Annotated in this window: 14 protein-coding genes and 1 pseudogene; 4 read left to right on the top strand and 11 right to left on the bottom strand. The window is 41.4% G+C overall.

The window, feature by feature from the left end; genetic code table 11:
- Positions 1-77 precede the first annotated feature (77 nt).
- Positions 78-5,456, top strand: coding sequence for a hypothetical protein (locus QZT69_RS15685; protein ID WP_294677086.1), 5,379 nt, complete (start codon positions 78-80; stop codon positions 5,454-5,456).
- 108 nt (positions 5,457-5,564) lie between these two features.
- Positions 5,565-6,920: a Mur ligase family protein gene (gene murC, locus QZT69_RS15680; RefSeq protein ID WP_294677085.1), complete on the top strand. Its 1,356-nt coding sequence runs from the start codon at positions 5,565-5,567 to the stop codon at positions 6,918-6,920.
- 125 nt (positions 6,921-7,045) lie between these two features.
- Here murC and QZT69_RS15675 read toward each other — a convergent pair whose 3' ends face one another.
- Complete coding sequence (locus QZT69_RS15675) at positions 7,046-7,618, bottom strand: DUF4199 domain-containing protein (RefSeq protein WP_294677084.1); 573 nt, start codon at positions 7,616-7,618, stop codon at positions 7,046-7,048.
- Positions 7,619-7,666: 48 nt separating this feature from the next.
- The gene (rho, locus tag QZT69_RS15670; RefSeq protein WP_294677083.1) at positions 7,667-9,502 is read right to left on the bottom strand and encodes a transcription termination factor Rho; all 1,836 of its coding nucleotides are present in this window, start codon (positions 9,500-9,502) and stop codon (positions 7,667-7,669) included.
- Between the two features lie 252 nt (positions 9,503-9,754).
- Here rho and QZT69_RS15665 point away from each other — a divergent pair, with 252 nt between their 5' ends.
- Positions 9,755-11,308, top strand: a complete 1,554-nt coding sequence (locus QZT69_RS15665) for a cation:dicarboxylase symporter family transporter (RefSeq protein ID WP_294677082.1) — start codon at positions 9,755-9,757, stop codon at positions 11,306-11,308.
- Positions 11,309-11,404: 96 nt separating this feature from the next.
- Here QZT69_RS15665 and QZT69_RS15660 read toward each other — a convergent pair whose 3' ends face one another.
- Both QZT69_RS15660 and uvrA read right to left on the bottom strand, forming a co-directional pair.
- Entirely contained in the window at positions 11,405-11,608 is a 204-nt protein-coding gene (locus tag QZT69_RS15660) for a hypothetical protein (protein WP_294677081.1), read from the bottom strand.
- Between the two features lie 150 nt (positions 11,609-11,758).
- Positions 11,759-14,545 carry an excinuclease ABC subunit UvrA gene (gene uvrA, locus QZT69_RS15655; protein ID WP_294677080.1) on the bottom strand — a complete coding sequence of 929 codons (2,787 nt, stop codon included), beginning with the start codon at positions 14,543-14,545 and terminating at the stop codon, positions 11,759-11,761.
- Between the two features lie 280 nt (positions 14,546-14,825).
- Between uvrA and QZT69_RS15650 the strand changes: the two genes are divergently transcribed.
- On the top strand, positions 14,826-15,425 hold the full coding sequence (locus tag QZT69_RS15650; RefSeq protein WP_294677079.1) for a sigma-70 family RNA polymerase sigma factor: 600 nt from the start codon (positions 14,826-14,828) through the stop codon (positions 15,423-15,425).
- A 171-nt stretch (positions 15,426-15,596) separates the two neighbouring features.
- Here QZT69_RS15650 and QZT69_RS15645 read toward each other — a convergent pair whose 3' ends face one another.
- The 7 genes and pseudogenes from QZT69_RS15645 to QZT69_RS15615 all read right to left on the bottom strand — a co-directional run.
- Positions 15,597-16,040 carry a carboxymuconolactone decarboxylase family protein gene (locus tag QZT69_RS15645; RefSeq protein WP_294677078.1) on the bottom strand — a complete coding sequence of 148 codons (444 nt, stop codon included), beginning with the start codon at positions 16,038-16,040 and terminating at the stop codon, positions 15,597-15,599.
- 67 nt (positions 16,041-16,107) lie between these two features.
- Positions 16,108-16,683 carry a Crp/Fnr family transcriptional regulator gene (locus QZT69_RS15640; RefSeq protein WP_294677077.1) on the bottom strand — a complete coding sequence of 192 codons (576 nt, stop codon included), beginning with the start codon at positions 16,681-16,683 and terminating at the stop codon, positions 16,108-16,110.
- A 4-nt stretch (positions 16,684-16,687) separates the two neighbouring features.
- Positions 16,688-17,431 (bottom strand): subclass B1 metallo-beta-lactamase, encoded by a 744-nt coding sequence (gene bla / locus QZT69_RS15635; protein WP_294677076.1) that lies wholly within the window; start codon positions 17,429-17,431, stop codon positions 16,688-16,690.
- Between the two features lie 18 nt (positions 17,432-17,449).
- Entirely contained in the window at positions 17,450-18,004 is a 555-nt protein-coding gene (locus QZT69_RS15630; protein ID WP_294677075.1) for a hypothetical protein, read from the bottom strand.
- A gap of 335 nt (positions 18,005-18,339) precedes the next feature.
- Positions 18,340-19,950 carry a phosphoenolpyruvate carboxykinase (ATP) gene (gene pckA, locus QZT69_RS15625; RefSeq protein WP_294677074.1) on the bottom strand — a complete coding sequence of 537 codons (1,611 nt, stop codon included), beginning with the start codon at positions 19,948-19,950 and terminating at the stop codon, positions 18,340-18,342.
- Positions 19,951-20,266: 316 nt separating this feature from the next.
- Positions 20,267-21,226: a PHB depolymerase family esterase gene (locus QZT69_RS15620; protein ID WP_294677073.1), complete on the bottom strand. Its 960-nt coding sequence runs from the start codon at positions 21,224-21,226 to the stop codon at positions 20,267-20,269.
- Positions 21,223-22,290: pseudogene (locus QZT69_RS15615) on the bottom strand (DNA mismatch repair protein); the annotation flags it as partial. The gene QZT69_RS15620 and the pseudogene QZT69_RS15615, both read right to left, overlap by 4 nt.

The following is a 22,290-nucleotide window of genomic DNA, read 5'->3' as shown; positions in this document are numbered from 1 at the left end:
ATATTTGTATGAATATACGCAGCGAATTTAAACCAAAATCAATTTCGGTTGTACTACGACTAGAATAAACTAAAAACATGAGAGTGAAACTCCTTATTTTAATTTCCTTTTTCTTTCTGACCAACCTGGTTTTTGGACAGATTGATATGAATTTCTTCATTAAAACTACCAACTATACCACAGGTAAGAAGGAATCCGGTGTTACAGTAAAGCTAATGGAGGGCTCAAGTACTGTGTCAACCATGACTACAGACGCTTCAGGTGAAGTGAAGTTATTGCTCAAAGCCGGGAAGAAGTATAAAGTCGAAGTATCAAAAGCCGGTAAGGTTTCCCGCTTGTTGAATATCAACGTTTCCAATGTAAACGACGAATTACTCCAGGGAACATCCAAGCCGGAAGGTCAGGCACAAATTTCCCTGTTCGATGAACAACCGAATGTCGATTACAGCTACGTCAAAACCAACCCGATCACGGAATTCTACTTTGACGGTCAGAATACCGTTTTGCAGTACGACCAGATCCTTGCCGATAAAATGGCGAAGAAGATCGAGAAAATCATGAAAGATGCGGAAGGTGCTCAAAAACAGGGGGAAGCTAATTATAATTCGATTATCAAGCAGGCAGATGCCCTGTTTACAGCTAAGAAATACGAAGAAGCCTTAACTCAGTATGAGGCAGCTACAAAAATCAAAGGGAAAGAAGCTGAAAAACATCCGAATGATCGAATTATTGAAATTGATGGAATTTTAAAAGCTGCGAAATCCGCCAATCTTGCAAATGCGCAGTTGGATAGTGAGTACAAGGCTTTGATTGCTTCAGCTGATGCATTAAGAGACCAGAAAAAATATACGGAAGCTATTGCGAGGTACAATGAAGCACTGGGGAAAAAGCAGGAACAGTATCCGAAAGATGAAATTGTGAAAGCAGAACTAGCCATTGAAACTGCTAAGAAAGACGAAGAAAACAAAGCGAAATACGATGCAGCAATGAAAGCCGGAGACGGGTTTTATGGTCAAAAAAGCTGGATGGCTGCACGCGATAAATACAAAGAAGCGTTAAAGATCAGACCGGGTGATGCTACAGCTACTGCGAAACTGGCTGATTTGGAAGGTAAACTGAATGCACAAAAAGCAGAACAGGACAAGAAACAAAAATACAACGATGCAGTTGCAGCCGGTGATGCTTTAATGGGAGAAGAAAAATGGTCTGAGGCAGTTGCCAAATACCAGGAAGCTTTGACTTTTGAAGCTTCGGCAACTTACCCGAAAGATAAAATCGCAGAGGCAAAAGTCAAGCTGGATGAAATTGCGAAAGCAAATGCCCTGAAAGAGCAAATCACCAAATTACTGGCGGAAGGAAATACGGCTCTTACCGCAAAACAATATCCGGGAGCAAAAGCTAAGTTCGAGCAGGTTTTGACTTTGGATAAAGATAATGCTGAGGCGAAGGCAAAAATAGAAGAGGTTAATAAACAATTGGAATTTGAAAAGGCAAATGCGGAGAAAATTGCAAAAGCCAAACAATTGGTAGCAGAAGGTGATGCTTTAGACAAAACCATGAAGTATACCGATGCGAAAGCAAAATACCAAGAATCGATTGCTTTGATCCCGGATGCGGCTGTTCAGGCTAAGATTGATGCTGTGGATGCAAAAATTCTGGCAGAAAGCAAGAAAGCTGAGAATAAGGCGAAATTTGATCAGGCAATTGCGGATGGTGATGCTGCTTTGACGGCTTCGAACTTTGAAACAGCTAAAAAGAAGTATGAAGAAGCTCAACTGCTGGATGCCGCTTCACAAGTTCCAAAACAAAAACTGATCGAACTTGGTAAAAAAGAGGCCGCTGCGAATGCCGAGAAAGATAAGAACCAAAAATACCTGGATGCATTTAATGCGGGTATGGCAGCGTTGAGTTCAAAGGATTACACGACGGCTAAAGAGAAATTCCTTGCAGCAACTACGATTGATAATACGAAGAAAGAGGCAAAAGATAAGCTGGATGAAGTAACCAAGATCCTTGCTGATAATGCGCAGGCCGCTGCTCAGAAAGATAAATACGATGCCGCTGTGAAAGCGGGGACCGATTTATTGGGGCAAAACAAGCTGGCAGAAGCAAAGAAGAAATTTGAAGAAGCTTCTGTTTTAGATCCGGCACAAACACTTCCGAAAGAAAAAATCCAGGAAATTGACGGATTGATGGCAAAAGCAGACAAGGAAAAGCAAATTAACCAATTGTTGACGGAGGGTTCTGCTGCTTTGTCCAAAAAAGACCTGAACGGAGCAAGAGGAAAATTCCAGCAGGTACTGGCTTTGGATCCATCGAATAATACTGCTTCTGAAAAAATGACTGAGATCCTGAAGCTGGAAAATGATCAGGCAAGCGAAGCTCAAAAACAAGCTGCTTTTGATAAGCTTAAAGGGGAAGGAATGGCGTTCCAGAACCAAAATAAATATGTAGAAGCAAAGCAAAAATACCTGGAAGCGAAAGCAATCAAGGAAGACGACGAGGTAGCGAAAGCAATTATTTGGTGTGATAAGAAAATTGCAGAAGAGCTCAAAGATGCTGAACTCAATAAAAAGTACAACGCTGTTCTAACCGAAGCAAAAGAGTTGGAGGCAGCCAAAAAATACGACGAGGCAATCGTGAAATACGGGGAGGCTTTGGCGGTAAAGAGCAATGAGCAGGAACCGAAGAACCGCATTGAAGCAATCAAAGCATTAAAACTTCAAAATGCCGAGCAGCAGAAAGTGGAAGAAGAATACCAGGCTGCTTTGAAAAAAGGAGATGACCTGGTCCTGGCAAAAAAATATACGGATGCAATCCAGGCTTACAATTCTGCTTTGGTGCTCAAGCCTTATGAGAAACTACCGGTTGAAAAAGCAGATGCAGCGAAAAAGCTGGCTGAACAGGAAACATTCGATGGTGATCAGGCATATCAAAAGATTATTGATGTAGGAAATAGGGCTTTTGACGAAAAGAATTATGTGAAAGCGAAGGAAATGTTCAACCGTGCTATCAATTTCAGACCGGCTGACCAGTACCCGAAACAAAAATTGCAGGAAATTGCGGATATTGAAAAGGCAGAAAAGCAGGCTTTAGATCAACAAAACCTGTTTGCCAAAAAGATGGCCGAAGCTGATGGATTGGCGAAAGCTAATAAACTGGAAGATGCAATCAATGCTTACAAGGCAGCAAAAACGATCAAACCGGATGACATTGTTCCGGATCAAAAAATTGCCGAATTACAGGCATTACTTGCTAATAAAGTAGATCCTGCTGCGGAAGAGCAAAAACTATACGACGCGGCGATGTACAGAGGAAATAATGCTGCTTCAAATAAAGATTACAACGGTGCAATCACTCAGTATGAAGAAGCTTTAAGACACAAAGCAAAAGATCAGACTGCTCAGAATAAAATTGCTGAAATGCGTCAAATCCTGGATGATATTGCCAAAGAAAATGCGGTGAATAAAGAGCTTCAGGGGTTAATTGCTGCGGCCGACCAGGAGTTCAATAACAGTAAATGGTCTGCAGCTAAATCTGCTTATGATAATATTCTTACCAAATTCCCTTCGAATGCTTATGCGTATGAGCAGTCGAAGAAGTGTGAAATTAAACTGAGGGAAGAGGCAGATGCCGACAAGGAGCGTGCTTACAGAAATATTATCAGCGGTGCGGACGATAAATTTGATAACAAGAATTATACGAAAGCAAAAGAACTTTATGAGCGTGCTTCCGGACTAAGACCTTCTGATCCTTATCCGAAACAGCGTCTGAGAGAAATTCAGAATATTACGACTCAGCCGGTAGCAAGTAAGACGACAACTGAACCGAAGTCTAATAAAATTGAGTTAGCAAGTTTAGGTGAGGAAACGGACAATTCATTGATTGAGGGAGCTAAAAGATTGCAGAAAACATCTGAAACACGGAAAGCGAAACGTACGAATAAAATGACGGAGAAGCTAAGAGGTACTACGGATAGAACCGGTGAACTAAGTCAAAAACAAAATAGCCAGGCTTTATCGGCAGATAGTGTTTTGGGTGAAATCAGAGTTGATAACAGTGCTCGTGACGCTGCAGCGTATGTAAAAGTCCAGAATAACGTTGATTTGATGGTCGAAAAAGAGAAGACACTGACGAAAAGCAACGAGGAAAACAGCATGATCAATCAGTTGAATATCGTGAACCAGAAACAGCAACTGGAGGCAGCAACACAGGCTGTGATTGTTTCCAATAGTGCTTTGGACGGAGCTGCTGTTGATAATAATGAGGTGCTCAAAAAGTCTTCCGTAAATTTGAATGCTACTGAAGTCGAAAAGTCTAACGAATCCTATTCCGATATTACAAAAAATGACAAAGCCTTTACGGAAATTCGATTGGACCTGGAGAAAAACAGGATCGATGACTTCGAGGAACGCCTTGCTGAAGAAAAGAAAGTAAAAGATGCTTCTATTGTACAGTCTGATCTGATGCGTGAAAATTCGGAACAGGCCGCAGAAAGAACTGTTGAAACCAAGGAGATCCTGAAAGGTGTGGAGAATAATGTTGCACTTAAAACCGTTGAAGATAAAAAGCTTTCTTTTAACAATGATGAAAAAATGAAGGAGATCGAGAAGGTCCACTCTGAAAAGAAGCTTGATAATGATAAAGCTCATGCCGAGAATTTACAGCGTTTTGCAGATAAAAATGAAGAAACTACCAAGGTTGTTGCAGAGGCTGTCGCCAGCAGAGTAGACGCTCATAAAGACAATATTGAAATTGTTGAGCGTAAAAGAGATGAAAAAACAGAAATCGACAGAGCTGATTACAATAAAGCGTATGTGAAAAATATTGAGAATAAGAAGATTTTGAATGAGAAAGCCCTGGAGGTTGAAAAAAGAGCAGAACTGCCGTCTATTGCCGCGGCTGATAACAAAAAGAACTTTGTAGAAATTCAGAATGCGAACAATCAATCTCAGCAAGACCAGCAAAAAGTAAATGATCAGAAAATAGTTGAGAATAACAGCAAAATCGTCAGCGCCCAAAAACAGGTCAACGAGAATGCGGGTCAAAACAGTCATTCTACTGAAAATGATTTGTTGCTTAAGAATTCTGTTAAAGAATTAGGAACATCGAGTAAAATTATCGCTGAAAAAAGTGATGAGAGAGCTGTGGCAGCTAAAAAGTCGATTGATGAAATTGAGTCGAAACAACCTGTTAAAGTAACAACAGGAGCTTATGAAGTGGATTTGACTAAATACAAAGAAGGAGTTAACCAGGAGCAGTTTGATCAAATGGGATCGGACGGACTTGTTTCTGCAATTGTTACCAGAAGAGTTGTTGTGATTGACGGAAAGGCGAATGTTTACATTCGAACACAGACCATGAATATGGTAACATACCAAAAAAACGGTGAGCCTACTACGGAATTGGTTTGGCAAAAAGAGACACAGGACGCAAAATTGAAGCGTAATTATTAAAACAGTTATTATTATTATGAACAAGTAGGGGCGGAAAATTTTCCGCCCCTACTTGTTTTATTGTCTTTCAATTCCACTAATTTCGACCTAAATTTAAATAGCAGGTCTATGAATGTTCATTTTATTGCAATTGGAGGAAGTGCAATGCACAATTTAGCGATTGCTTTGTCCCGAAAAGGAGCGAAAGTAACCGGTTCCGATGATGAAATATTTGAACCATCAAGGACCCGATTGGAAAAACAAGGAATTCTGCCTGCTTCAATCGGTTGGTTCCCGGAAAAGATTACCGGAGATTTGGATGCTGTTATTCTTGGAATGCATGCCCGGGAAGATAACCCGGAGCTGTTGAAAGCAAAGGAATTGAACATCCCGATCTATTCTTACCCGGAATACCTGTATGAGCAAAGCAAAGACCAATACCGTATTGTAATTGGTGGAAGCCATGGTAAAACGACTATTACCTCTATGCTGCTTCACGTTGTGAATGAATTAGGCTTGAACGTGGATTATATGGTCGGAGCCCAGCTGGAAGGATACGACTGCATGGTGAGACTTTCAGAAGATGCTGCGTTTATGATCCTGGAAGGTGATGAGTATTTGAGTTCACCGATAGACAGAAGACCCAAGTTTCATTTATACAAACCGGATACTGCTTTAATTAGTGGGATCGCCTGGGACCATATCAATGTGTTTCCAACGTGGGAAAATTACGTGGACCAGTTCCGGAAATTCTGCGAAGTGATTGAACCAGGTGGAAAATTGGTCTACAACTCGGAAGATCCGGCGGTGAAAAGCCTTGGAGAAGAGTTTGCTTCTAAATTGGAAACCAAACCATATCAGACACCGGTATACCGGACAACAGAAACCGGAACAATTATGTCTTACGAAGGAAAAGAATATGAGTTGAACGTCTTCGGGGCGCACAACCTTCAAAACCTTGTTGGTGCGATGCATTTGGCTGAATCGATGCATATTCCCAATCACGATTTCCTGACAGCAATCAAAACATTCAAAGGAGCAGGGAAGAGGCTTCAGAAAGTAGCAGAAAATGGTTCTTTTACAATGTTTAAGGATTTTGCGCATTCTCCGTCTAAATTAAAGGCTACGACCTCTGCTGTTAAGGAACAATATCCGAATCGGAATGTAGTTGCCTGTATGGAACTTCATACTTTTTCTTCTTTGAGAAAGGAGTTTTTACCGTTATATGACGGCGCAATGAACGCTGCAGATGAAGCACTGGTATATTTTAGTCCGGCAGTTGTAGCGCATAAGAAACTGGAACCTTTGACGATCAAGCAGGTTCAGGACGCTTTTGGAGGAAATGTGAAGGTCGTAAACAACACACAGGAAGTGTTGGACTTTATTCGTGCTAAGAATTGGGATAATTCGGTGCTTTTGATGATGTCATCGGGGAATTTCGACGGGATTGATTATGAGAAATTGGGGGATGAGTTAATTGGATAACTAAACGAGCGGTAATTTCTAATTCATCGATTGAATTTAAAACAGTAGGGGCGGAAAATTTTCCGCCCCTACTGTTTTTCCGCAGATTAAGCGGATTATTAGTTGATCTTAAAAAGATACAGATACTACTGTTTGGGTTGTCTGAAAAGTACCCTGCGATAGATAATTGTTAGTACAAGCGCATTGATTACGGAGAGCATCAGCATTCCCAAAAGGGAGATGGTCATTACTGTGCTTGCCTGATACCACGGACGAATGCTTTCAGCAGATTTTTCGAGGATTTCTTCTTTTGAGAAAGCTTCGAATTCCGGTCTTTCCGCTTTGAATTTTTTCAGTTCTTCCGGGTTTTCAACCATTTTTTCCATGGATTCCTGGATTACTGCTATCTGGTTCTCATTGTATGCAGGATCAATTTTGGCATAATACAGGTAGATCAATCCGCCAACAACCAGGGTATAAATCATTCCAATTCCCAGAATGGATTTGATATCGCCCAAAGCGGTGCTTTCACTTCTGATTTCTTTTCTTTTCTCAATAATACTTCCGATAGACATTGCCAAAAGGAGGCAAAGGATATTCCACATTACCTGGATAGGATATTTTTCGGTAGTTTGAAGTACCTGGAAATAAAAGAAGCAGTATTTTCCTAAAAACCAAATACCTGCAAACAATAATGCAATTTTTGTTGATGTGCGCATGTGATAAAAGAAAAAATCCTTCCGGCTGGCCCGGAAGGATTCAAGATATTATGAATTCATTGATACTAAAAACTCTTCGTTGGAACGGGTATTGTCCATGTGTCCTTTTACGAACTCCATTGCTTCTACCGGGTTCATGTCTGCAATGAACTTTCGAAGTAACCAAACTCTTTGAAGTACATCTCTCCCTACCAGCAAATCTTCGCGGCGTGTTCCTGACGCAATGATGTCGATAGCCGGGTAAATCCTTCTGTTGGAGATCTTACGATCCAGCTGAAGCTCCATATTACCCGTACCTTTAAATTCTTCGAAGATTACTTCGTCCATTTTAGAACCTGTTTCCGTTAATGCAGTTGCAAGAATAGAAAGGGAACCACCGTTCTCAATTTTTCGCGCAGCACCGAAGAAACGTTTCGGTTTGTGTAATGCATTTGCATCAACACCACCTGAAAGCACTTTTCCTGAAGCAGGAGAAACCGTGTTGTATGCACGAGCCAAACGTGTGATGGAATCCAATAGGATCACTACATCGTGACCGCATTCAACCATTCGTTTTGCTTTTTCCAATACAATGTTGGCAACTTTTACGTGGCGGTCAGCCGGTTCGTCAAAAGTAGAAGCAACTACTTCTGCTTTTACACTTCGGGCCATATCCGTAACCTCTTCCGGGCGTTCGTCAATCAATAAAACAATCAGGTAAACTTCCGGGTGATTCGCAGCAATTGCATTCGCTACATCTTTCAATAACATGGTTTTACCTGTTTTAGGCTGAGCCACGATCATTCCGCGCTGACCTTTACCGATAGGAGCGAACAGGTCCATTACACGTGTCGACATGGATTCGTCCTTATGTCCCGTTAATTTGAACTTTTCGTCCGGGAACAAAGGTGTCAGGTATTCAAATGGAACGCGATCGCGGATGTAACCCGGATCTCTTCCGTTGATTGAATCTACTTTTACCAGCGGGAAGAATTTTTCACCTTCTCTTGGCGGACGGATTGTCCCTCTAACCGTATCTCCGGTCTTCAAACCGAACAATTTGATCTGGCTTTGAGAAACGTACACGTCATCCGGAGACGGCAGGTAGTTATAATCGGAAGAACGCAAAAACCCGTATCCATCCTGGATTACTTCCAAAACACCCTCAGCTGTAACAATCCCAACTAAGTTGTAAGCTTCTTCATCCACTTTTTCTTCTTGCTGAGCCTGATTTTGATGCTGCTGGCGATTTTGGTTCTGGTTCTGATTGCGCTGATTGCCATTGTTCTGGTTGCGCTGCTGATTATTATTGTTCTGACGCTCCTGGTTTTGAGGATTGTTCTGAGTATTTTGGTTTTCGCCCTGACTATTTTGATTTTGCTGATTCTGGCGATTTTGATTTTGGTTGCGCTGATTCTGCGGATTCTGCTGATTTTGGTTTTGCGGCTTTTTATTCAATAAACGTTCAAAAGGCTTGGGTTTATCGGCAGTTTTATCCTCCTGAGTTCCTGATTCTGCGACTTTCGGAGCTTCTGTTTTCTCTTCCGTTAGCGGTTCTGCTTTGATTTCCGTCGCGGCTGCCTCAGGTGTTGAAATGCGTTTGCGTTTTTCCTTTGATACCGGTGTTTCCTGCTTAACTTCCGTTGGTTCAGTTTTAGCGGTTTCCGGAGTCTCTGTAGAAAATAAATCAGTGGCAGGAGCTTGTGCTTTCGATTCAGCAGCTTTCTTTGCCTTCGGTTTAGCCGGAGCCTTTTCGGTTTCAGTAGTTGTAGTGCTTGCTGAATTTGCCTGGATTTGTTCGATCAATTCATTTTTCTTGAATGATTCTACTTTCTTTACTCCCAGAGATTTAGCAATTTCCCTTAATTCTGGTAATAACTTACCGTCTAAGTCTTTTTTATTCATATAAAATTTTGGACTAGTTGTTTGTATTCGACTGAATACTTGCGAAAATGCAATGTGATTTTAATAACGATGTTGCAATATTACAAATATTCCTTAGACAAGCACTATGAATTTGTTTTTTTTCAAAAAAAATGATCTTTTATAACTTAAATTAGGCTTTGAAGTGAATGCCGGATTGAAAAAAACCGTTTTGTTTTCTTCATTATACTGCTAAATTTGTGGTCACCGCGAAATTCGGTTTAAAGATTCTTCATGAAAAACAAGAAATTAATTACCCTGCTTCTTACGTTGGTTGTGTTTTATACCATCTTATTCCTGGTCCGAATATTTAATCATGAGGTAGATCCTGTCGGATTATTGATCCTTGGGACCTTAGTCGGGACTTTTGTTGGCGGCGTGGTTGCCGGATTGTACTTTTTCAGGGCCAAAAGAAATTTGGTTTACTACCTGGCAATGTATCTCGCCGTTGCCGGTTTGCTTTACCTGGAAAGAATGTTGGTGGATTCACTTGCATTTAGTGCATTCCTTTTGAAAATCATACTTATGGGCGGGTTGATTGCCTATTCCATGCGCAGCAAGAAACTGTCGCTTTGGATCTTCTCATCCATGATTATCGGTGTTTCTTTCGGTCTCGACTTCCCGGAAATGTCGTTGGAATTGAAACGTTTCGGAGACATTTTCCTGCGTCTGATCAAAACACTGGTTGCTCCATTGCTGTTCTCGACTTTAGTTGTAGGAATTGCCGGACACGGAAACTTAAAACAAGTTGGACGTATCGGTTTAAAGAGTATCATTTATTTTGAGATTGTAACCACTTTTGCGCTTTTCCTTGGATTGGCGGCAATCAATATTTCCCAGGCAGGGAAGGGAGTGCAGCAGGTTGAAGTCACTGAAAAAATGAAAGAAAAATCTGCTGATCTGCTAGCTCAATTGGAAAAACCGAAAGACCATTTGGTGGATATTTTCCCGGAGAACTTTGCCAAGTCAATTGTGGAGAACCAGGTGCTTCAGATCGTAATTTTCTCATTGATCTTTGCCATTGCTTTGAGTTTGGTACAAAACCTGAAGCATAAAGAAACAATGCTCAACTGGATGGAAAGTTTGTCGGAAGTCATGTTTAAGTTTACAGACCTGGTCATGTATGTGGCACCGCTGGCGGTCTTTGGTTCCATTGCTTATACGGTCGCCAATTCCGGAACGGAGGTGTTGGGGAATCTGATGAAACTGGTGGCAACATTATACGTAACGCTGATCATTTTTGTATTGGTGGTACTCCTTCCGATAGCATTGCTGTCAAAAGTACCGATACGCCAATTCCTCAAAGCCGTAACAGAGCCGATCTCTATTGCGTTTGCAACTGCCAGCAGTGAAGCAGCCTTGCCTAAAGCATTGGAGAATATGGAACGTTTCGGTGTTCCTAAAAAAATAGTAGGGTTTGTAATTCCGACGGGGTATTCGTTTAATCTGGACGGGACAACCTTGTACTTATCTATGGCAACCGTTTTCGTAGCTCAAATGAGCGGAGTGGACCTGACTATTGGCCAACAGATTGCGATTTGCCTCACCCTGATGCTTACGAGTAAAGGTGTGGCGGGAGTTCGCGGAGCCTCTTTTGTGATCTTGACTACAACTTTGATGGATTACAAGCATTTAGGGATCAGCGTAGAAAAGGCCGGTATTATTTTGGGTATAGATGCTTTGATGGATATGGCCCGGACTTCCGTTAATGTGCTTGGAAATTGCCTGGCATCAGCAGTTATAGCCAGAAGCGAGGGAGAACTTATTGTAGCAAAAAACGACGAATAACCCAAGTTATCCGTCGTTTTTTAATTCTTTGTGCCCATGCTGTTGCGTATGACACGGCTTGAAGTGACAAGCTCAGCACAAGCAATGGTTAAGGTTCTATTGATGCGCTTTACAACCGTGGAACTGCACTTTTAAATCTTCAGCCGAAGCTGTGTAATCATCGTTTTCTCCTTCGGCGATATAGTCCTTAACGGAAAGCGGAGAAACGTTCTGATCGTGCACTTCTGATTCAGTAGAACAGGATTGTAACCCGTTAATAATGAATAGTGTGAAGCAAAATATTTTTAACCTTGAAATCATACGACTAAGGTAAGCTATTCTCTTTTTTTTCTCAACAAGGTTTCTGTTTCTTGTAGTTTTCGTCGGGTAAAATACTTGTTTCATCGATTAATAAGTGTCACTTAAAGAAATGCTTTAAGTAATGATTTTGAATCGGTTCAAGCGCTGATTTTACTTCAATTTATGCTTTAAGTGCATTCCGGTATAATTGTCTTTTACTGCTGCCAATTCCTCCGGAGTACCTGTAAATTGAATGTTCCCGCCATTGATTCCACCTTCCGGACCAATGTCAATGATCCAGTCCGCTGCTTTAATTACATCCATGTTATGTTCGATTACGATAATGGAATGCCCGTCGTCAACCAGGCGATTGAAAGCGATCAGTAATTTCTCGATATCGAAGAAATGCAGTCCCGTTGTAGGTTCATCAAAAATGAATAAGGTCTTATTGCTTTTCTGTGCGCCTTTGATCAGGAAAGAAGCGAGTTTCACGCGTTGTGCTTCACCACCGCTCAATGAACTGCTGGATTGTCCCATTTGCAGGTAACCCAAACCAACATCTTCCAGCGGCTGGATTTTCTGCACGATCTTTTCTTCCAATTTGTCTTTTCCTTCCTTGAAAAATGCCAGGGCGGAAGATATATCCATATTCAGAATATCTGAAATATTCTTGTCACGGTAGAGGACTTCGAGGGCTTCCTGGCGGTAACGGCTTCCGCCACAGGTTTCACACACCAAATGTACATCGGCCATGAACTGCATGCTCACTGTTACAACACCTTCTCCTTCACACATTTCACAGCGGCCTCCTTCTACGTTAAAAGAGAAAAATCCGGGTTTGTAACCATTGTGCTTTGCTGCATTTTGCTTGGCAAATAATTCACGGATATCGTCGAATGCTTTTACATAAGTTACCGGGTTACTCCTGGAAGATTTCCCGATCGGATTCTGGTCGATCAATTCGATTTCGGCAATACTGGAAAGATCTCCCTCGATGCGTTTCACATTTCCCTGGTGGTCACCGAATTGTCCGAGGTACTTACGGATTCCCGGGTAAAGGATCTCTTTCACCAATGTGGATTTCCCGGAACCACTGACTCCGGTGACTGCTACAATTCGGTTCAACGGGAAGTCAACCGAAACATTTTTCAGGTTGTGCTCTTTTGCCCCGATAACAGAAATCTTGTTCTTTCCATTGCGGCGTTTTGCAGGAACAGGAATTTCACGCACTCCTGTTAAGTATTGAGTGGTAAGACTGGTGTCGTTTTTTTTGAGTGCATCAAATTTCCCCTGGAAAACGACTTCTCCACCGAACTTTCCGGCAGCCGGACCAATATCGATGATCTCATCTGCATGAAGCATCATGTCTTCTTCGTGTTCTACTACAATTACGGTATTCCCGATATCGCGCAGTTTTTTCAAAACCCCGATCAATCGCTCCGTGTCTCTTGGGTGAAGCCCGATACTCGGCTCATCAAGAATGTACATGGAACCTACCAAACTACTTCCCAGGGATGTTGCCAGGTTAATCCGTTGGGATTCCCCTCCCGAAAGCGTATTTGCAGCACGGTTCAATGTTAAGTAGCCAAGTCCGACTTCTGTCAGGAAGGAAAGCCGCTGAGTGATTTCCGGCAAAATACGGTTCGTTATTTTTAATTCCAGGGGATCGACTTCCAGGTTCTCAAAGAATTTCAAAGCGTTTTCTATGGGCATTAAAACCAATTCTTTGATGCTGATTCCGCCGACCTTTACGTAGTTCGCGTCTTCTCTCAGGCGTGTTCCGTGACATTCCGGGCAAAGCGTTTTTCCCCTGTAGCGGGAAAGCAGTACACGGTACTGAATTTTATAGGATTGGCTCTCCACGAATTTGAAGAAACCGTTGATTCCTGCGAAGTGACTGTTACCGTTCCACAGCAATTCCAATTGTTCTTCCGTTAATTCTTCCACCGGACGATGGATCGGGAAATCGAATTTCCGGGCATTTCTTACCAATTCGTCTTTGTATTCACCCATTACTTCGCCTTTCCAGGGAACAACCGCACCTTCGTAAACACTTAAACTCGGATCAGGAATCACTAAATTCGGGTCAATCCCGATAATGGATCCGTAGCCTTCGCAGGTTTTGCACGCGCCGAATGGATTGTTGAAGGTGAAGAGGTGAGGAGATGGTTCTACAAACGTCATGTTATCCAATTCAAACCGATTGGAAAAAGTTCGTTCTTCCATGCTTCCCATGTGGATCACCGAACAATCTCCGTGACCCTCCATAAAAGCAAGCTGAATGGAATCTCCTAACCGCCCGGAGAAATCATTATCCATTTCCTGGGTTACGATCCGGTCAATAACAATCTGAATAGCATCGGAAACTTTCAGGTCTTTTGCCTGGAGATCTTCCAGCTGCTTGAGTTCGTGGTTGTGCATGACACGGACATAACCTTGTTCTTTCAGTAGTTTTAACGTTTTTTCAACGCCATATTTTTCCAGGGAGGGAAAAGGAGCTGTAATCAACAAGCGGATGTCATTTTCCAGGCTGGAAATGTAATTGATGACATCTGTCACGGAATCTTTTCTGACTTCATTTCCGGAAATGGGAGAGAAGGTTTTTCCGATCCGTGCGAATAATATTTTCAGGTAATCGTAGATCTCTGTTGTTGTACCAACTGTTGATCGCGGATTATTAGTAATTACTTTTTGCTGAATAGCAATTGCAGGGGCAATTCCCTTGATGAAATCCGTTTCTGGTTTGTCTAATTTCCCAAGGAACTGTCTCGCATAGGAAGATAAACTTTCGATATACCGTCTTTGTCCTTCTGCATAAAGGGTATCGAATGCCAGGGAAGATTTCCCGGAACCGGACAGTCCTGTGATAACAGTAAACTTACCATGTTCGATCTTAACTTCCAGATTTTTAAGGTTATTGACGCGTGCGCCTTTGATGTGAATGTATCTCTCAGACATAGTACAAATTTCGGTAATTAATTCCGAATTACGAGTTCCGGAAGCCGAATTATACATGAATTTATTGGGTTCTATTTTTAGCAACAACACTAGTTATAGCCAGGATTAATAAACCTCAAATTCGTAATTAAGAATTCGGCATTCGTAATTTTTTAAGTTTTTTTTTGATATTAGTTGAAATAATTCTATCTTTCCGAAAATAATTCATAGAGCCTATAGAGAAAATTCTACTTTAAACTGTTAATAAACAACTGGGTTGCACCCGTATAAGAGTAGAATTATGGCTATGAAATTCCTAGACGATCAAGTCCTTATTCATTATTATTTAGAAGGAAACGAACAAGCTTTTGAAGTTTTGTTGATGCGTCATAAAGACAAAATATACCGTTCCATTTATCATAAGATCCGTGAGCGTGAGATCGCTGAAGATATTTTCCAGGAAACATTTGTGAAGATTATCCAAACTTTAAAGCTTGGGAATTACAACGAGGAAGGAAAATTCCTGCCCTGGGCCATGCGTATCGCACAAAACCTGGTGATCGATTATTTTCGTAAGCACGGAAGAATGAAACTGGTAAGTGAACGCAATGCGAAGAGCGAGGACTTTAATATTTTTTCTATCCTGAAAATGGAAGATCTGAATGTCGAACAGCGTATTTCCAAAACAGAATTGGAAAAACAAATGATCGAACTGATCCAGCATTTACCGGAAAGTCAAAAAGAAATCATTGAAAAACGCATTTTCCAGGATCTGTCCTTCAAGGATATTGCTGAAATGGAAGATATTTCGATCAATACTGCATTGGGAAGAATGCGTTATGCGTTAATTAATTTGAGGAAATTAATCGAGAAACATCAGTTAGTTACAGATCTCGATTAATTGTTAGCTACCACATAAAATAAAGTCCCTCTCGGTTATGCTGAGGGGGATTTTTAATTTACAGCTTCGCCAAGCTTATTTATATCTTCAAGTATAAAATTTCAAATAGACTGGTTGTTTAAAAAGCCCCTGATTTAAAACCAGGAGCTTTGGCTATTGGTATTTGTTCTTTTATTTCGCCGGCTGGAACAATCCGCTGATTGCGATCCGGTTCCAGGAGTTGATCCCTACAATAGCTACAATGATCTGCGACAAATAATTGGCGTCGAATGTTTCGCTGGCTTCTTTGTAAAGCCCGGAAGGAATTCCTTCATGACTGATTAACGTTACCGCTTCTGTCAATGCTAAAACAATGCGTTCTTCTTTGGTGTACAGGTCATTCACTTCTCTCCATGCATTTAATAAAACAATACGATCGATTGTTTCCCCATGTTTCAAAGCGTCTTTTGTATGCATGTCGATACAAAAAGCACAGCCGTTTATCTGAGAAGCTCTTATTTTGATTAGTTCCTGGTGTGTCTTCGTTAACCCGCTTTTCTCGATGTACCCCTGTAAACCGTACATGGCTTTTGTCGCTGCCGGTTCTGTCTCCAAAATGTTGATTCTCTTTTCCATGTGTTTGATCTTTAAATAATGATGGAGCAAAGTTCAGGAACAACCAACTGAAAAAACTTAAACTGGTTTAAGAACGCTTTTTTCTTCTGAGTTCACTGAGATATTCCGGAGTGAGTCCCAGGAAAGAAGCGAGCAGGTATTGAGGAACGCGTTGCACGAACTCGGGGTACAAATCGTAAAAATGGAAGAAATAGTCCTCTTTGGACATGGTGTACAGAAATTTGATCCGCATTTGATAAGCTGCGAATGCACGCTGATAAACAAACCGGAAATAACGTTCCATGATCGGAAAATCGGTGTATAGTTTCTCCATTGATTGAAAATCAATGGTCAATATTTCTGAATTTTCAACTGCCTGAATGCTGAATAAAGATTCCGTTTGGAATTCAAAAGCCCGGTTTTCGGAGATCCACCAGGTTTCAAGAGCGAATTCGGTGGTTACTTCGATGCCTTTTTCATTGAGCAGGTATTTTCTAAGGCATCCTGTAAGAACGAAATATTGATGTCTGCATAATTTTCCTTCGTGCTGCAGGATTTCTTTTTTCTTTACCTGTATAATCTTGAAATAGCCCAGGATTTTTTCAAACTCTTCGTCTGAAACGGAAATAAACTTTTGAAGGTGTTCTTTGAAGATTTGGGACATGGAACTAATGTTTTGCCTTTTTCTTATCCTGTTTCCGACCTTTGTATTTCTGCTTTGCCAATTTCAAGGTGTGCTTGAGGGCTTTTTTCCCGGGAGCGATTTTTTGATGTCCCGGAATCACAATTTTGACCTTCGGGTATTTTTTGATCAGTGTTTTGGCAGCAACAGGCCACATGCCAATATTGGCATCGGATAGATTTCCAAGGTCTTCTGCTTCCACGGATTTGATAAAACAGCCGCCGACCAGGATTTTATCAGCGGGAAAATAAACGACAATATTGTCTGAAGAATGCCCGGCTCCGGGGTAAAATGTTTCGAAAACGGTATTGTCGATGCGGAAAGTAGTGTCGCTCTCGAAAGTATATTCAGCCTGCGGGAAATGATTTTCAGCGCATAAATTTTTAGTGGCGTAAGTGCTGTAAGTTGCAATTCCCTTTTTCTTGTAAAACTCCAATCCGGCCGATCGGTCTTCGTGCCAATGCGTGCAGATCACCAATGATACTTTTTTATGGAATTTAAGGTCAATCGAATCGAGAAGGGGCTGAAATTGAGTAGTGTCCCAGGGAGTATCGATCATGACCAAACTGCCGGAAGTAATTTTCAATAAACCATGAGCCGAGATACGTACGTCTTTGTAAGTCTGATAAGTGGTAAAAACGTAAGAACTGTCGGATAATTTAGTGAAATCCAACTGTGCATTTACTCCGAATGAAACGATGCAAACCAGTGAAAAAAGAAGCGCTTTCATAGATGTAAACTTACAGATTTATCTCATGCGATTCATGCGTTTTTGCTGATTTTCTTCCAGTTTTAAAGCTATGTGATCCGTGATTTCAAAGGATTCAAGTTCCCGCATGTGTTTTACAAAGTTGAGAGCAAGTTTATAACTTAGGAATTCATAAAGAATGATCCACTGCTCATTTTTGGTCTTCACCATGATGTCGTAAGTAATAGATTTGGAAGTTGACCGACCATTTCCATTTCCATAATAATTGGGGCTTGCTCCCATTGCGTAAGTTCGGTAGGTATGACTTTCAACGGATAAGCGCAAATGAAAGCTGTCAGGATCCGGGATTTTCTTCCACTCGCCCCATTTTGAAGCAAATAACGATTTGTACTTGCGGTACTCCATTGTTTGCGGGTTAAATTCTAACCCGGTTTCGATCAATCCAAGTATGATAGCAATTGCCGAAAATAATATTCCCAGAGGCCAGAAAAGTACTAAGCTGATTAATGCGCCCAGGGCACAGAAAATTAACGGGATCAGGTAGTTTAAAGTTTTTCCCTCATTGATTACAAGGGTGGTTGAAGTTTGGTTCATTGAACGTTTAAAATTTAAGGATGGAAAATTAGCTGAAAGTTTGCTGTTAAATGAATAATTAAACTTTTTTATCAATTTCTAAAACATCTTCTTTGTGCTTTTTTAGAACTAACTTAACTGAGCTAACGAAGTTCTAATAATTCAAATTTCCGCGTAATCTGTGAGATGCGCCAACGCTTATGCTTACGCCGGAGCTTCAGCGTAGGCGCATAGCTAAGGCGTAAGCGTTCCGCGCGCAAAAAAACACCATGAGCTTCTCGCAATTAGTAGAACAAAGAAAAAAAAGCTCCCTCCGCCACAGCGGAAAGAGCCTTTAGCTAAATAATAAAACTAGATTAAACAGTAACCTTAGGAGCTGCTGCTAAAATATCTGTTGATGTTTCTGCCGCAAACTGTTCAAAGTTCTTAACGAACTGATCAGCCAAATGGTTGGCAGTTTTGTCATAAGCTGTTTTATCTGCCCAGGTTTCACGCGGATTCAGGATCTCGCTTGGAACTTCCGGACAAGAAGTAGGGAATGATAATTCGAATACCGGCAATGTTTCGTAAACTGCGTTATCCAATTTCCCTGTTAATGCAGCTGTAATCATTGCACGTGTGTAAGATAATTTCATACGGCTTCCAACTCCGTAAGAACCACCTGACCAACCTGTGTTGATCAACCACACTTTAATGTCTGTACCTTCTAATTTTTCACCCAATAATTTTGCGTATTTCGCAGGGTGAAGCGGTAAGAATGCTTTTCCGAAACAAGCAGAGAACGTTGTTGTCGGTTCTGTAATACCAACCTCAGTTCCTGCAACTTTAGCTGTATATCCCGACATAAAGTGGTACATAGCCTGCTCATTCGTCAAACGGGAGATCGGAGGCAATACACCGAATGCATCAGCTGTAAGGAAGAAAATATTTTTGGGTCCTGACCCGATAGACGGACTCATGATATTGTCGATGTAATCGATAGGGTAGGAAACACGTGTGTTTTCTGTGATAGAACCATCTGTGTAATCAGGAGTTGAAGTACCTTCGTGGAAACCGATGTTTTCCAAAATTGCTCCAAACTTGATTGCATCGTAAATCTGCGGTTCTTTTTCTTTGGAAAGATCGATTGTTTTTGCGTAACAACCTCCTTCGAAGTTGAATACCGTATTATCAGACCAGCCGTGCTCATCGTCACCGATCAAACGACGGTTCGGATCAGAAGATAAAGTTGTTTTTCCTGTTCCTGACAACCCAAAGAAAATTGCTGTATCGCCATTCTCTCCTACGTTTGCAGAGCAGTGCATGGAAAGTACATTTTTCTCGTGTGGCAATACGTAGTTCAATACAGAGAAAATACCTTTCTTGATTTCACCTGTATATCCCGTACCACCGATAATGATCATTTTACGAGTGAAGTTCAAAATTGCGAAATTCGACTGGCGTGTTCCGTCGATTGCAGGATCAGCTTTGAATCCCGGAGCACAAACGATGTTCCACTCAGCGTCAAAGTTTTCAATCTCAGCATCTGTCGGACGAAGGAACATGTTGTATGCAAACATGTTTGACCATGGGAACTCGGTTGTTACACGAATGTTCATTCTGAATTTGTCGTCAGCACAAGCATATGCATCACGCACATACAGGTCTTTCCCGATCAAATAAGCCTTCATGCGGTTGTATAACGCATCGAATTGTTCTGTAGAAACAGGAATGTTAACATCACCCCACCAAACACTGTTTTCTGTGTTAGCATCGCGAACAACAAAACGATCTTTCGGAGATCTACCAGTGAATTCACCTGTTTCAATAGCGATTGCCCCGGTGTCCGTTAACACACCCTGACCACTGATGATAGTGTCTTCTACTAGTTCTGCTGGCGTTAAGTTCCAAAATACGTTACCGAGATTTTCTAATCCGATAGTTGCTTTTAAATCGGCGTTTTTTCCTCGTTTACCAAATTCATTCATAAAATGTCTTTTTGTTTTGCCCTTGTGCCTTCGCTGAAGCTACTGCGAAAGCGTAAAGGCTAACTTATTTCGGTGCAAAAGTACATGTATCCGTCAAAAATTCACCCTTTTTTCAGTATAAATATTAACAGAATAAGAACAAATGCTTCGTTTAAACCTTCTTAACGCTTTGATTTGCTTGTTATTGCTTTGATTCAAAGGTTAATAACTTGTTAATCTGAAAGTGATAATTGAAAGGCGGGAATTGAAGAGAAACGGTGTTGATGCCTGATGTTTAACGGAAGCGAAGTTTTCTCTCTTTTTCAATTTTAACTTTTCACTTTTTAATTAAATCCCAGTCTTTTGCAATCTGGTAGGTGCTGAAAAAATCACCGTCCTTTGCATGTTTGGAAACTTCTCCACCCTGGTTGATACCGGGTCCCGGATCGATCATTAAATAATGCCCCCATTTGCTGGCTTTGTACAAAATAATCACCGAGCGGCCTTTTGTATCTTTGTAGTCGGTGCGCATGATGGTCGGTGTAGCTGGCCCGCCTGACATTTGTTTCATTGATTCGGAGGTAACATTGAATGCTGTTTTCCACTGTTTGATCAATACTTCTCCGTTCCCGTATTGAACTACTTTGTCATCGGTTCCGTGAACAACAATCAGTTGGGGGAATTCTCCTTTGTAAAGCGAATCCTGGGAGTACAAACGCTTACGAAGTATCGAGTCGCTGAACATGGTTGGCTGCTTCATTTCTGAAAAAGATTTTCCTACGGATTCAACCTGTTTGTAAGCGGTCCCTGCCAAAATTGCTCCCGATTTGATTGTATTCGGATAACAAGCCATGTAGTTAACACTCATTGCTGCACCTGCGCTGACACCGTAAATATAGATTTTCGCAGGATCAACAGAATAATGAGAAACCGCATAGTTTACCATTTCATGGATACTGGCAATTTCACCTTTGTCTTTTTCATGGTCCTCTTTTGAAAACCAATTGAAGCATCTTAGCATGTTGTTGGCGTTTTTTTGCTCCGGATAAAGGACAAAAAAGTTCAATGAATCTGCCAGTTTGTTCCAACCGGATCCGTTTGAGATTTCAGCGGCATCCTGGTTGCAGCCGTGAAGTACCAATACCAGCGGAACCTTCTTCGTTGGTTTATTGATCGGTTCATGAACATAGGCGTTCAGGTTCCCCGGATTTTGAGTGATCTGAGCTGTAATATCTGTTAATTGGGCATTTCCTAAAATAGGGAAGAGCAGCAGCGAAAGTATAAGTTTTGTTTTCAAATTACCTGGTATTTTTTCATGATGAATGTAGCACTTTTATTTTTACAAATTCCATCCCGGAGTTTATAGTCAAAAAACAAATCGTTGTCCCTGATTTCTACTTCGAAGCATTTGTTTTTTAAATACGCCGGATGTGAACGGGTGGTTTCACAAACCTCCAAATCGTGTGTAGCAATCATTCCAATTGCATTCAAACGCACCATTTGCTCCACGATTCCGATTGTACCGTTTTGCTTGTCGTCTGAGTTCGTTCCACGCAGAATCTCATCCAGCAGAACAAAAGCCGGACCCTGGTTCAGGTTATCGATGATCAATTTCAAACGCTTTACTTCGGAAAAGAAATAAGAAGTACTTTCTTCCAGTGAATCGCTCAAACGCATGGAAACCAATAATGGAATGGGGTAGAACCGCGCACTTTTAGCAGGAACAACCGAACCTGCATTGGAAAGAATCACTCCAATTCCAAGTGTTCTGAGGAAGGTACTTTTCCCCGACATATTTGATCCGGTAAGAATAACGAAGCGTTCCTGGTCGAAGGCAATGGAGTTGCAGACACGTTTGTCTTTTGAGATTAACGGATGTCCCAATTCTTCGAAAGAAATCTGATCGCTGTTTAAATCCGGGAAACAGTATTCAGGATTATTGACCCGGAAATTGCTAAATGAAAGTATGCATTCCACTTCTGCAATCTGCTCGATCCACTGACTGATCGATTCGCGGTGGTTCTTTTTCCATTTGACCAGCTGTCGGAAAATATGCACGTGGAATTGAATGGTGCCGTTCAATAAGAAAACAGCCATGCCATTGTTGATGCTGTCCATATTTTCATAGATTTTGGAAGCTTCTTTCAGTAATGCACTTGCTGCCTGGTTTTTCGAATGGACTTTTGAATGGATTTCTTGTAATCTGGCAGACTTCCATTCCCTGTTTTCGATCAACCGGAGCATTTCGCTGTAAGCCCGGAGAGCCGCACCAATTCGTTCGGTTTTTCCGATCTCATCACGGATTTTCCCTACAACTGCACCGAATAAAAGCATATTCACCACATAGAGTATCACTCCAAC

Origin of the sequence: uncultured Fluviicola sp. (assembly GCF_902168135.1) — a bacterium.
In the GTDB taxonomy this organism is placed as follows: domain Bacteria; phylum Bacteroidota; class Bacteroidia; order Flavobacteriales_D; family Crocinitomicaceae; genus Fluviicola.
The sequence above is the reverse complement of the archived record's forward strand: the minus strand, read 5'-3'. Positions and strand labels throughout refer to the sequence as shown.